General features: G+C 41.1%; 12 protein-coding genes. 9 read left to right on the forward strand and 3 right to left on the reverse strand.

Translation table 11 applies throughout. The annotated features are described in order from the left end of the window. Nucleotides 1-37: 37 nt before the first annotated feature. Complete coding sequence (locus tag HNW13_RS05630) at nt 38-532, forward strand: glycine zipper 2TM domain-containing protein (RefSeq protein ID WP_101086963.1); 495 nt, start codon at nt 38-40, stop codon at nt 530-532. A gap of 174 nt (nt 533-706) precedes the next feature. On the opposite strand, the gene HNW13_RS05635 is transcribed toward HNW13_RS05630, so the two are convergent. Continuing rightward, nucleotides 707-1,069, reverse strand: coding sequence for a hypothetical protein (locus HNW13_RS05635; RefSeq protein WP_192115052.1), 363 nt, complete (start codon nt 1,067-1,069; stop codon nt 707-709). Nucleotides 1,070-1,344: 275 nt separating this feature from the next. Further along, complete coding sequence (locus tag HNW13_RS05640; RefSeq protein ID WP_124011573.1) at nt 1,345-2,094, reverse strand: IS5 family transposase; 750 nt, start codon at nt 2,092-2,094, stop codon at nt 1,345-1,347. Nucleotides 2,095-2,347: 253 nt separating this feature from the next. Here HNW13_RS05640 and HNW13_RS05645 point away from each other — a divergent pair, with 253 nt between their 5' ends. Beyond that, nucleotides 2,348-3,100, forward strand: a complete 753-nt coding sequence (locus tag HNW13_RS05645) for a Nif3-like dinuclear metal center hexameric protein (protein ID WP_347813079.1) — start codon at nt 2,348-2,350, stop codon at nt 3,098-3,100. Between the two features lie 101 nt (nt 3,101-3,201). After that, the gene (locus tag HNW13_RS05650; protein ID WP_162023294.1) at nt 3,202-5,127 is read left to right on the forward strand and encodes a monovalent cation:proton antiporter-2 (CPA2) family protein; all 1,926 of its coding nucleotides are present in this window, start codon (nt 3,202-3,204) and stop codon (nt 5,125-5,127) included. Nucleotides 5,128-5,262: 135 nt separating this feature from the next. On the opposite strand, the gene metG is transcribed toward HNW13_RS05650, so the two are convergent. Then, complete coding sequence (metG, locus tag HNW13_RS05655; RefSeq protein ID WP_101086967.1) at nt 5,263-7,314, reverse strand: methionine--tRNA ligase; 2,052 nt, start codon at nt 7,312-7,314, stop codon at nt 5,263-5,265. Nucleotides 7,315-7,470: 156 nt separating this feature from the next. Here metG and apbC point away from each other — a divergent pair, with 156 nt between their 5' ends. The 6 genes from apbC to tmk are packed head-to-tail and all read left to right on the forward strand — an operon-like array spanning nt 7,471 to nt 12,329. After that, nucleotides 7,471-8,586, forward strand: coding sequence for an iron-sulfur cluster carrier protein ApbC (gene apbC / locus HNW13_RS05660; RefSeq protein ID WP_101086968.1), 1,116 nt, complete (start codon nt 7,471-7,473; stop codon nt 8,584-8,586). A 9-nt stretch (nt 8,587-8,595) separates the two neighbouring features. Then, complete coding sequence (gene udk / locus HNW13_RS05665; RefSeq protein ID WP_101086969.1) at nt 8,596-9,234, forward strand: uridine kinase; 639 nt, start codon at nt 8,596-8,598, stop codon at nt 9,232-9,234. A 23-nt stretch (nt 9,235-9,257) separates the two neighbouring features. Continuing rightward, complete coding sequence (gene dcd / locus HNW13_RS05670; RefSeq protein ID WP_101086970.1) at nt 9,258-9,842, forward strand: dCTP deaminase; 585 nt, start codon at nt 9,258-9,260, stop codon at nt 9,840-9,842. After that, nucleotides 9,842-10,675, forward strand: a complete 834-nt coding sequence (gene pabC, locus HNW13_RS05675) for an aminodeoxychorismate lyase (protein WP_192115050.1) — start codon at nt 9,842-9,844, stop codon at nt 10,673-10,675. The genes dcd and pabC overlap by 1 nt, the downstream gene beginning before the upstream one ends. Next, complete coding sequence (mltG, locus tag HNW13_RS05680) at nt 10,672-11,685, forward strand: endolytic transglycosylase MltG (protein ID WP_011637697.1); 1,014 nt, start codon at nt 10,672-10,674, stop codon at nt 11,683-11,685. Before pabC ends, mltG begins: the two co-directional genes overlap by 4 nt. Next, entirely contained in the window at nt 11,682-12,329 is a 648-nt protein-coding gene (tmk, locus tag HNW13_RS05685) for a dTMP kinase (RefSeq protein WP_192115049.1), read from the forward strand. The genes mltG and tmk overlap by 4 nt, the downstream gene beginning before the upstream one ends. Nucleotides 12,330-12,348 lie beyond the last annotated feature (19 nt).

The following is a 12,348-nucleotide window of genomic DNA, read 5'->3' on the forward strand; positions in this document are numbered from 1 at the left end:
TATTATTTGTAATACCTTATCGTTAACTTAGCGGAAAATGGCCATGTTTAAAATCATAACTGTAAGTGTGAAGAGTTTTTTTGCAGTATTGCTGACTATTTGTTTGTTTTGTGGTCAAAGCCAAGCTGCTTACGAACGTAATCAAGCCGTTCCAGTTGAAAAAGTGTTATACGGCCACATTGAATCTGTGAAGCATGTGACAGAGAAACAGCTAGTAGAAGACAGTCGAAGCGGTTGGAAAACCTTTGGCGGTGCATTAATCGGTGGTGTCATCGGTCATCAATTTGGTGGCGGTTCAGGTAAAGATGTTGCCACTGTTTTGGGGGCGTTGATTGGCGGTGGCATTGGCAGTCAGCACGGTAACCAACAATATTATCTTGAAACTAAGTTAGTTGAACTAATGATAAAGCAAGAAGATGGTAGCCAAGTTATGGTGATCCAAGATGCGGATCCGGGTATGAGTTTTACTGCCGGAGATGAGGTTAGGGTGGTTTACTTAACCGGTTATGTCAGGGTCGACTTAGCGATGTAAATATTCTCGATGTATTTATTCGCGATGTAATTATTCTCGATGTATTTATTCTCGATGTAATTATTCTCGATGTGAAAATGCAACTAAAACAAAAGGAGCCTAGGCTCCTTTTGTTTACACACTGTGGTCAATATTTGCTAACAATACTGTTTGATCTGTTGTTGCTAATAGAGATTAAAATCCACGCGGCAAGGTTTGATTACCGGTTGTGTTTTCGAGTTTTTTACGCCACAACTGCTTAGGCGTTAATCCGCCTGAGTTTGATTGCACTTTTTTACTCGGTTGTTTTTTCGCTGCAGTTTTTGCCGTTAACCTTGCAGCAGGCTTAATAGCTGCTTGGCGCGCAGTCGGTGCTTTTTTTACTGACGATGCAGTTAGTTGTGCATGCATGGATTCAAGTTCGCTAAAGCGCACTGATTTACCGCCGTCAATTTTGTACCAGCTGCCAGCTTGTTCAATAGAAACTGCTTGTCCAGACTGCTTTTCAAGAGCCATTTGTAGTTGGCCGATGACCTCTTCTTTAGTCAATGTTGTCATAGTTAATAACCTATTTGTTATCATGTTAAATGAAGGTTGTTACTAATTTTAATGTGTGAAGGCTACAAAAGTCCAATTAGTGGCTGTAATTGTCGGTTTATCCCTCATAAAGTCCGATTTATCAGCGTTTATGACTGCTGTTGTTGAAATATTCGACAGTGAGTTACATTGAATTATTAAACTCATCTCTAGTGAAGGTATTGAATAAATAAGCTAAAATTAGCACGATACCGTTTATTATTCTGAGCAGAGGTTAATTAGGGGCTGTTGATCTTTCACATTGGCAGCCAAATTATAGAGCAAGCTAGAGCCAGCAGGCTTTCAAAATTAATTTTCAATTTATCATAGCGGGTCGCTATCGCTCTAAAATGCTTAAGCCGAGCAAAAGCATTTTCAACTAAATGCCGATATTTGTATAAACACCAATCGATATCGCCATTTCCTTGCTTCGAATTTTGTCTTCTAGGGATCACTGGCTTTGAACCACATTCACGCACTTTATCTCTAATCGCTTCACTGTCGTAGCCTTTGTCTGCAATAATAAAATGACTTTGTGGCAACAGTTCAATAAGGGCATTAGCTGCTTTACTATCATGAACTTCTCCACCTGTAACAATGAATTCTATCGGTAAACCATAGCTATCTACCGCGAGATGGATTTTGCTTGTATTACCACCACGACTTAGCCCAATTGCTTGATTTTCATCAGATGATGCACCTGAACTGTGTTGATGTGCTTTTACATAACTTCCATCAATAAATTCCCATTCAGTATCACTATTAGTCGATAATGTTTTGAACAGCCTGAGTAAAATACCTTTTCTTGACCACAGTAAAAAACGACGGTAAATGGTATTCCATAAGCCAAAATATTCAGGTAAATCTCGCCAAGGGCAGCCGACACGCAATCGGTAAAGGATCCCTTCCATCGTAAATCGATGCTCTTGCTTGTTATAAACTCTATCATCAAGCAGAATAGCTTTTAGCTTCGACCACATCTCATCAGTGAGCATTAATCGGGGCATGGTAATCTCGTTGTATTTGTTTTTGGCGAAGTGAATTATACGAGATTACCTTCTTCGCACAAAATTCAAACAAAGATCAACAGCCCCTAGTTAAATCCCTAAAAAATCGTACAACTCAGTGGCTGATTCGCTTGCAATTTAACAACGGATTGTAAGTGATAAACGGCCCATTATCTTCTGAGTTGGCTTCAGAGGCTTCTATCCATTTTGTTAGGAAAATATTATGTCAACACATCATCAAGGCTCCTCTACCATTACTCGTCAAACGTTAGGGACATATTTAGACAGTTTTTTAAACGTGTCAGCCTTTAAAGACTATGCTCCTAATGGCTTACAAGTTGAAGGTAAGTCTGATATCCGCACGATTGTGACAGGCGTAACAGCATGCCAAGCATTAATTGAGCAAGCGGCGGCCGTTAATGCTGATGCTATTCTTGTTCATCACGGTTTTTTTTGGAAAAACGAGCCAGAAATTATCACTGGGATGAAGTATCGCCGAATTAAGGCATTAATGGACCATGATATGAGTTTATTCGGCTACCATTTACCGCTTGATGCCCATCACGGTATTGGAAATAATGCCCAACTAGCTTACCAGTTAGGGATTATTAGTCCTCGAGTATATGAACCAGTAGCACAAGACTTACTCTGGCATGGTCATTTAGAGCATCCTTTAAGCGCCAGCGAATTGAGTCAATTACTGACTAAGGTACTTAAACGTGCACCATTACATATTGGTGATAACAGCAAGCCTATTTCAACCTTGGCTTGGTGTACTGGTGGTGCTCAAGACTATATTGATTATGCAGCCCAAATGGGGGTAGATGCGTTTATAAGCGGTGAAGTGTCAGAACGTACTTATCATGCAGCAATGGAGCAAGGGCTGCATTATTTTGCTGCAGGACATCATGCTACTGAACAATTTGGTATTCAGGCATTAGGGCAGCATTTAGCCAGTAAGTTTGATTTAACCCATCATTTTATTGATATCGTTAACCCAGTGTAGTGGATTAAAATACATCGCTAAATATTGGCCCGCACTTGTACTTGCACTTGTAATTGCAGTGTAAAAGTCGATATTAATTATTTACCCGATAAGGACCCCCAATGACAGAGTACTTTTTACAGGCTTTTATTTATCTCACCGCTGCAGTCATTGCTGTTCCGTTAGCGAATAAATTAGGCTTGGGTTCCGTGTTGGGATATTTGATTGCGGGTGTGGTCATTGGTCCTATTGTTGGTTTAGTGGGCAGTGAAACCAATACCATTCAACACTTCGCCGAATTTGGTGTGGTGATGATGCTATTTTTGGTTGGCTTAGAACTGGAACCCAAAATGTTGTGGGCGATGCGTAATCGTTTACTGGGGCTTGGTGGCTTACAAGTTGTGGGTTCGGTTGTGGTGGTAATGGCTTGTGCAATTTATGCGGGCTACCAACTGAGTATTGCATTAACGATAGGATTAATTTTTTCACTATCCTCTACCGCAATTGTGTTGCAGACCTTATCTGAAAAACGCCTCAATAAAACCCACGCCGGAAAGAACGCATTTTCGGTATTGTTGTTTCAAGACATCGCGGTCATCCCCATGTTGGCCTTTATTCCGTTATTAGCCTTACCTGAGTTAGTTGAGAAAGCCCAAGCTGCAGTTAGTAGTATGAGTGAACAACACGAGCAGTTAAGCCTAGTGGCCTCATTACCTGGTTGGGCATATGCCATTGTACTGGTATTAGCTATTGGGGCTGTGGTGTTAGGTGGTCACTATCTCAGTAGGCCATTATTTAAAATGGTCGCCGAATCAGGTGCTCGTGAAATCTCCACCGCAGCAGCACTGATGTTGGTCATCGGCATTGCGGCATTAATGAGTTTAGTGGGTATATCACCCGCATTAGGCACCTTTTTAGCAGGCGTTGTACTGGCAAACAGTGAATTTAAGCATGAGCTTGAAGCCAATATTGGTCCGTTTAAAGGCTTATTATTGGGATTGTTTTTTATCACTGTTGGCGCTGGAATCGACTTTACGGTTCTATTTGCTGATTTTGGTGAAATAATTGCAATCACCTTAAGTGTTATGCTGATTAAAGCACTTGTGCTGTATTTATTAGCGTTGATTTTTAGGATTAAGGGCAGTGATCGTTGGTTGTTTGCGTTATGTCTGGCTCAAGCGGGGGAGTTTGGTTTTGTATTACTGAGTTTCAGTGTTCAACAGCATGTTATTCCAACTGATCTGGCGCAGACTTTATCTATCGTAGTCGCGTTATCGATGTTTTTAACCCCAGGGTTATTTATATTATTCGATAAAGTGATTTATCCACGCTTTCAAGTGAAAAAAAATCAGCGTGAACAGGATAATATTGATGATGAGGGCACGGTGATTATTGCGGGTATTGGCCGTTTTGGCCAGGTGGTAAATCGCTTTTTAATTTCGAATAATATTAAAACCGTAGTGCTCGATTATCAGGTTTCACAGGTCGACGCTATCAGGCGCATTAATACTAAGGCCTATTTCGGTGATGCGACTCGTCCAGATTTATTAAAAACTGCTGGTATTGAACAAGCTTCGCTTTTTGTGGTGGCCATCGATAATAGAGAAAGTAGTGTGGAGTTAGTTAAATACTTACATCATACCTACCCTAAACTTAAGATTGTTGCTAGAGCATTTGACCGTGGTCATGGGCATTTATTAAAAGAGGCTGGCGCTGACGCGGTCGAGTCGGAAACGCATCATTCAGCTCTTGAGCTCAGCTTGTCATCGTTACAGTTATTAGGTCATTCGGAAGAATATGTGTTGAGACGAAAGGCAACCTATAAGCGGGTTGAAAAAGAAGCCTCTAAACGTTTATACGATATGTGGTTGAAAGAATCAGTGGGTGAGCGTTTTGGTAACGATTTTATTAAACTGTTTATGTTATATGAAGAGCGATTAAAGCAGGCAATGGATGAAGATAATGCCACTCACCAACAAGATGTAGATATCCAGAACGAAGTTAATGCAAAGCCAAAATCAGATGTTGATGTTAATTCTAATCATTAATGCACTACTTTATACTTGTAGATTAATCACTTAATCACTTAATCACTTAATCACTTAATCACTGGTAGTGTTTTTCTGGATGTGTTTCTGTTGAAAAGACCGCCAAGGCGGTCTTTTTTTCTATGTATTTAACAGTTACTTAACGCGCATGCCAGGTTGAGCACCTTCATGGGGTTCTAGTATAAACAGATCTTTACCGCCAGGACCTGCAGCTAATACCATACCTTCTGAATCACCAAACTTCATTGTACGTGGGGCAAGGTTTGCCACCATCACGGTGAGTTTGCCAACCAAATCTTCAGGAGCATAAGCAGATTTAATACCCGCAAATACTTGTTTGGTTTCGCCGCCTAAATCTAATTCAAGACGCAGTAATTTATTGGCTTTCTCGATATGTTCCGCTTTGCTGATACGCGCAATCCGTAAGTCAATTTTTGCGAAATCTTCAAAGCTTATTTCTGGGCTGATAGGATCTTGCTCTAATTGATTAACGGCTTGTGTCGGCGCATCGGTTTTAGGTGCGTCCGTATTACTGGCTTGCAAGTTCTCTTTAGAGGCATCGATGATAGCTTCAATGCTTTTGGGTTCGATACGCTGCATTAATGCTTTAAATGGCGCTATTTCATGACCTGATAAATCTTGGCCCAAATTGTCCCACGTTAAGGTTAACTGTAAAAAACCTTCAACATCACCGGCCAGTTTTGGTAATACAGGCTTGAGGTAAGTGACCAAGATTCTGAATAAGTTTAATGCATTACTGCAAACTTGATGTGCTTCATCTTGTTTATCGTCTTGCTTAACTAATTGCCAAGGTGCTGCGTCGGCAACATAGGCGTTAGCAATATCAGCTAATGCCATGATTTCACGCATCGCTTTGCCAAATTCGCGAGTTTCATATAATTCGGCAATCACTTCGCTTTTGGCTAAGAATATGTCGGTTAAGCTACTGTCGGTTACCTTGGCTAACTTTCCGTCAAAACGTTTGCCGATAAAACCTGCCGTTCGTGAAGCAAGGTTAACTAATTTACCGACTAAATCTGAGTTAACTCGTTGAGCGAAATCTTCTAAATTTAAATCCAAATCATCAATACGACTATTTAATTTAGCCGCGTAATAATAACGTAGGTATTCCGGATCTAAATTATCTAAATAAGTACGCGCTTTAATAAACGTGCCTTTAGACTTAGACATTTTTGAACCGTTTACCGTGACATAGCCGTGAGCATAAACACTGGTCGGTTTACGAATGCCAGCGCCTTCAAGCATTGCTGGCCAGAATAAACTGTGGAAATAAACAATGTCTTTACCGATGAAGTGATACACCTCAGCGGTAGAGTCTAAACTCCAAAAATCGTCAAAGTTTAAATCATCACGCTTGTCACATAGGTTTTTAAATGAGCCCATATAACCGATAGGTGCATCTAACCAAACATAGAAAAATTTACCGGGAGCATCAGGGATTTCAAAACCAAAGTAGGGTGCATCACGAGAGATGTCCCATTGCTTTAGGCCTTGTTCAAACCATTCGTTAAGCTTGTTGGCCATTTCTTGTTGCAATGAACCTGATTGAATCCACTCTTTTAACATGCCTTCAAATGCTGGCAGGTCGAAAAAGAAGTGTTCGGTATCTTTCATTATTGGTGTAGCACCAGAGACTGCCGATTTAGGATTTATCAGATCGGTTGTACTATAAGTTGCACCACAGTTGTCACAGTTATCACCGTATTGATCTTCAGACTTACATTTTGGGCAGGTGCCTTTAACAAAACGGTCAGGCAAGAACATTAACTTTTCAGGGTCATATAATTGTGAAATGGTTTTGGTTTTGATGTAACCGCGATCACGGAGCTTTAGATAAATATCACTGGCCAAAATGCGGTTTTCGTCGCTGTGAGTACTGTGAAAGTTATCAAACTGGATATTGAAATCCGCGAAATCTTGCTGGTGCTCTTTTTGCACTTGGGCAATCATTTCTTCTGGCGTAATGCCCATTTGCTGTGCTTTAAGCATAATCGGCGTGCCGTGAGCATCGTCGGCACAAATGTAGTGGCATTCATGTCCACGTAACTTTTGAAAACGTGACCAAATATCCGTTTGGATATATTCAAGCATGTGGCCTAGATGGATTGGGCCATTGGCATAAGGAAGGGCACTTGTGACCAGTATTTTACGCTGTGATTTTGTCATTTTGTCTCGATATCAAATTACACCAAAAATATTGCCTGATACTAACTGATTAGCAGACTTTTTTCACCAAAACATGACTTAAAAAGGCTTATTAGTCGCTATTTTTTTACCAAGTTCTGATACACTTGTGCAAATTTCTGGTTCGGAGCTGCCGTTTTGGTCAATACGCATACAAATTATCAATTAAGTGATGAATTATTGTCACCAGTGTTAGATATTTTAGAAGCATTTGAAGATCCTTATTTGCATAAAGGTTTGGTCAGTGCAGGATGTGTTACAGCATTGTCGATAGAAGGAAAACGCCTACAATTAGGCTTAGTTTATCCTTATCCGTGTATGACACAATACCGTGACACCGTGATGGCAATAACCAATAAATTGGCTGTTCTTGACGCCATTGATGAAGTGGAATGTGAAATTGATTTCCAACCACGGGTTTATTCAGCGCTGCCAGCCATTGCACCTATTCCTAATGTAAAACAAGTTATTGCTGTGGCTTCTGGTAAAGGCGGTGTGGGTAAATCAACCACCGCAGTAAACCTCGCATTAGCGTTAAAAGCTGAAGGCGCCGAAGTGGGTATTTTAGATGCCGACATTTATGGCCCGTCTATTCCATTGATGTTGGGCATTCCTAATTTTCGTCCACAATCGCCAGATGGAAAGCACATGACACCTGCATTGGTGCATGGCATTTCTGCGCAATCAATTGGCTTTATGCTAAGTGGTGATGAAGCTGCAGTTTGGCGTGGTCCTATGGCCGCAGGTGCTTTAGCACAGTTACTTAACGAAACGCAGTGGCCTGAATTAGACTATTTAATCGTCGATATGCCACCAGGAACTGGTGATATTCAACTGACATTATCGCAAAAAGTACCGGTTAGCGGTGCGGTGATAGTGACAACGCCGCAAGATATTGCTTTAGCGGATGCCAAGAAAGGCATCACCATGTTCAACAAGGTCAACATTCCAGTACTTGGGATTATCGAGAACATGAGTTTTCATCTTTGTCCTGAATGTGGCCATAAAGAACACCCATTTGGTACTCATGGTGGTAGTCAAATAGCGGAACGTTATAACGTACCATTATTAGGCTCACTGCCATTACACATCAATATTCGTGAATCAATGGACAATGGTACGCCGAGCGTGATGAGCGAACCAGAAAGTGAAGTGTCAGGGATATATCGCGAAATTGCCCGCAAACTAGGGGCAGAATTAGCACTTCAACAAGTACAATCAACCGTAAAAATTAGCATATCAGAAGACGAGTAAGGTTAAGAGATGAATTCTCAGCAGTGTGTCATTATTGGGATTGCCGGTGCGTCGGCTTCAGGTAAAAGTTTAATTGCTAAAACAATTTTTGAAGAATTGTGTCGTGATTTAGGAACAAATCAAATTGGTGTGATCAATGAGGATGCTTATTATCATGATCAAAGCCATTTGACGATGGAAGATCGTGTCAAAACTAATTACGACCATCCAAAAGCGTTAGACCATCAGTTATTAGCGTCTCATTTATCTCAGCTTAAACAAGGTGAGCCAGTTAGCATTCCATGTTACAGCTATACTGAGCATACTCGTATTAGCGACACGTTGACCATGCAGCCTAAAAAAGTGATTATCTTAGAAGGCATTCTATTATTAACCAATCCTAAATTACGTGACTTAATGGATGCCAGTGTGTTTATGGATACGCCATTAGATATTTGCTTTTTACGTCGGTTAACTCGTGATGTTGCTGAACGTGGCAGAACAATGGAATCGGTTATTTCACAATATAAACGAACCGTACGCCCGATGTTTTTACAGTTTATTGAGCCGTCAAAACAATATGCCGATATTATCGTTCCACGGGGCGGTAAAAACCGTATCGCAACTGATATTTTAAAAGCTAGAATTCAGCATTTATTGGCGAAGTAGCCTTATCTAGAAGAGAGTGCAGCATGCGTTTAACCGATATAGAAATTGAGCAATGTTTAGATAATGGCACCATTATTATCGATCCTCGTCCTGGTATTGAAGCCATTTCGGGAGTGAGCGTGGATGTACGTTTAGGCAGCCAATTTCGTGTATTTAAAGACCATACTGCACCTTACATCGATTTAAGTGGCCCTAGTGCAGAAATGCAAATAGCACTTGATCGGATCATGAGCGATAAAATTGAAATTGCTGATGATCAAGCTTTTTTCCTTCATCCTGGCGAATTAGCATTAGCGGTAACCTATGAAAGTGTGACCTTACCTGCAGATGTTGTAGGTTGGTTAGATGGTCGCTCATCACTTGCCCGTTTAGGGTTGATGGTACATGTGACCGCACATCGTATTGATCCCGGTTGGCAAGGTAAAATCGTACTTGAGTTTTTTAACAGTGGCAAATTGCCGTTGGCTCTTCGCCCTGGTATGACGATTGGTGCGCTTAATTTCGAGCGCTTAAGCTCTGCGGTTGCTCGTCCATATAACACGCGTAAAAGCTCGAAGTACAAAGATCAACAAGAGGCTGTGGCAAGCCGGATCAGCCAGGATAAATAATGGCACCAGTTTGGGTTAATCACGTTGAAAACGGACTCATAAATCCATTTGATCGTGGTGTTGCTTATGGTGATGGTGTGTTCGCAACCATGCGCACAGCATCAGCTGATATGCCCGCAGGGATCCTATTCCTTGACGGGCATATTTCTCGTTTGCAGCAAAGTTGCGAGCGCCTAAGTATTCAGTGGCATCCAAGCGACTTATTAATACAACAATTGATCCTACTCGCCCAACAATACCCACAACATTGTATAAAGCTATTGCTGACGCGTGGAGTAGGTGGCCGTGGTTATCAGGCTCCTTTGAGCGTAAACGTTACAGAAGTCGTGTCAGTGCATCCAATTCCTGAGCATTATCTTGATTGGCAGCAAAGTGGTATCTCGCTAGCATCATCACCCATATGTCTTGGCAGGCAACCACTTCTGGCTGGAATAAAACACCTTAATCGATTGGAACAGGTGCTCATAAAGTCACAGCCGCTGCCTAGTACTCATCAAGATTGGTTAGTGTTTGACTGTGACGGTAATGTGATAGAGTCATCCATGGCCAATATTTTTGTGGTCAAAAATGGTCATGTGTTTACCCCAGCAATAACCCATGCGGGCGTAAGTGGTGTTATGCGTGAGACATTAATTGATACTCTACTCTGTCAGGGCTTATCTGTTATGGCTACACAATTAACACTTGGTGATATTCAGGCAGCGGACAATATATTTATAACAAACAGTTTATTTGGCATTGTTGATGTAACTGCCATTGACGATTTTCAATTTAGCCGTTGGACGCAAACATCGCGATTCAGGCACATTTTGAGTGTGAATTTATCATCATGATTAAAACCATAAAAACCTTTTTTTTAGCCAGTCTTATTCCTCTATTTACAGTCGTTTGTCTTGGAGGATATTGGCTTGTCTCTGGCTTAATCGCTTACCAAAAACAGCCACTACAGTTAACTGAAATTCAAACGTTAACGGTTGAACCTGGCACCAGTGTGATTAAGCTTGCGCAACAACTAGAACAACAATCATTGATTACCGATAGCTGGAAAGTTAAATATCTGGTCAAACTTGAACCTAAGCTTGCTCATATAAAAACCGGTCTGTATCAAATGATCCCTGGCGATACATTAGAAGCGTTATTAAAGCGATTATATTTAGGCCAACAAGTGGTTTTTAGCATCACCTTAATTGAAGGTAAAACTATTACCGAGTGGCAGCAAACATTGTCCACTACTGAGCATTTGGCAAAGAATACCGACGACTTTAATCAAGTGTTATTACAAAATGGTGATACTTCTGGTTTGCCTGAAGGTAAGTTCTATCCAGAAACATTCCATTATCATGCAGATGATAACTTACAGACGATTTTAAACCGCAGCTACACCATGATGCAGCTAAGCTTAGCGCAAGCATGGGAAGGGCGCGATCCTGATTTAGCCTTATCATCACCTTACGAATTATTGATTATTGCATCTATTATTGAAAAAGAAACGGGCAAACCTGAAGAGCGTGATTGGGTGTCTGCAGTGTTTAATAATAGACTTAAAAAAGGCATGCGTCTTCAGACCGACCCCACGGTAATTTATGGCATGGGTGAACGTTATAAAGGTAATATTACTCGTAAAGATTTACGCGAAGCAACGGCATTCAATACCTACAAAATTGATGGTTTACCGCCAACGCCTATCGCTGCACCAAGTCGCGCATCATTATTTGCCGCCGCTAATCCAGCCAAAGTAAATTACTTGTACTTTGTTTCACGTAATGATGGCAGTCATGTGTTTTCATCTACGTTGAAAGCCCATAATAATGCCGTAAACGAATTTCAGAGAAAAAGAAAATGACTCAACAACAAGGCAAGTTTATTGTAATCGAAGGATTAGAAGGCGCGGGTAAATCAAGCGCGATAGCCCTCGTTAACGATATTATTCAGCAGCATATTGGTCAGGCTCCTGTGTGTACTCGTGAGCCGGGCGGGACTCCTTTAGCAGAAAAAATGCGCGATTTAGTTAAAATTGCCGATGAGACAGATCCATTATGCGATGAAGCAGAATGCTTACTTATTTATGCAGCGCGAACACAATTAATCGCCAATGTTATTAAGCCTGCTTTGTCTGCGGGTCAATGGGTACTTGGCGATAGACACAATCTGTCATCATTAGCTTATCAAGGTGGTGGCCGAGGGTTAATGCCATTAGTGAAAGCGGTCAGTGATGCTTGCTTACGTGGTTTTAAACCCGATCTCACTTTATATTTGGATATTGATCCTACGTTAGGCTTAAGCCGTGCAGCCAGTCGTGGCGAGCTTGATAGAATAGAGCAACAAGCGATTGATTTTTTTGAGCGAGCCAGACGAACCTACTTACAATTAGCCCATGAAGATGACAGCATTGTGGTGATTGATGCCAGTCAATCCATGGAACAAGTGCATAATGATATTGGTATACAATTACAACGCCATTTATCCACTCTTATGAGTGAGCAGTGATTGATATTAAAAGGGATAA

The sequence above is a fragment of the Shewanella sp. BF02_Schw genome, from assembly GCF_014596695.2.
Lineage (GTDB): Bacteria > Pseudomonadota > Gammaproteobacteria > Enterobacterales > Shewanellaceae > Shewanella.

What these genes read in the sequence shown, in the direction of transcription:
- HNW13_RS05630 (WP_101086963.1), top strand. Translation starts at nt 38, where the DNA reads ATGGCCATGTTTAAAATCATAACTGTAAGTGTGAAGAGTTTTTTTGCA.
- metG (WP_101086967.1), bottom strand. Translation starts at nt 7,314, where the DNA reads ATGACAAAATCACAGCGTAAAATACTGGTCACAAGTGCCCTTCCTTAT.
- tmk (WP_192115049.1), top strand. Translation starts at nt 11,682, where the DNA reads ATGACTCAACAACAAGGCAAGTTTATTGTAATCGAAGGATTAGAAGGC.
- HNW13_RS05650 (WP_162023294.1), top strand. Translation starts at nt 3,202, where the DNA reads ATGACAGAGTACTTTTTACAGGCTTTTATTTATCTCACCGCTGCAGTC.
- HNW13_RS05635 (WP_192115052.1), bottom strand. Translation starts at nt 1,069, where the DNA reads ATGACAACATTGACTAAAGAAGAGGTCATCGGCCAACTACAAATGGCT.
- udk (WP_101086969.1), top strand. Translation starts at nt 8,596, where the DNA reads ATGAATTCTCAGCAGTGTGTCATTATTGGGATTGCCGGTGCGTCGGCT.
- pabC (WP_192115050.1), top strand. Translation starts at nt 9,842, where the DNA reads ATGGCACCAGTTTGGGTTAATCACGTTGAAAACGGACTCATAAATCCA.
- HNW13_RS05640 (WP_124011573.1), bottom strand. Translation starts at nt 2,094, where the DNA reads ATGCCCCGATTAATGCTCACTGATGAGATGTGGTCGAAGCTAAAAGCT.
- dcd (WP_101086970.1), top strand. Translation starts at nt 9,258, where the DNA reads ATGCGTTTAACCGATATAGAAATTGAGCAATGTTTAGATAATGGCACC.
- mltG (WP_011637697.1), top strand. Translation starts at nt 10,672, where the DNA reads ATGATTAAAACCATAAAAACCTTTTTTTTAGCCAGTCTTATTCCTCTA.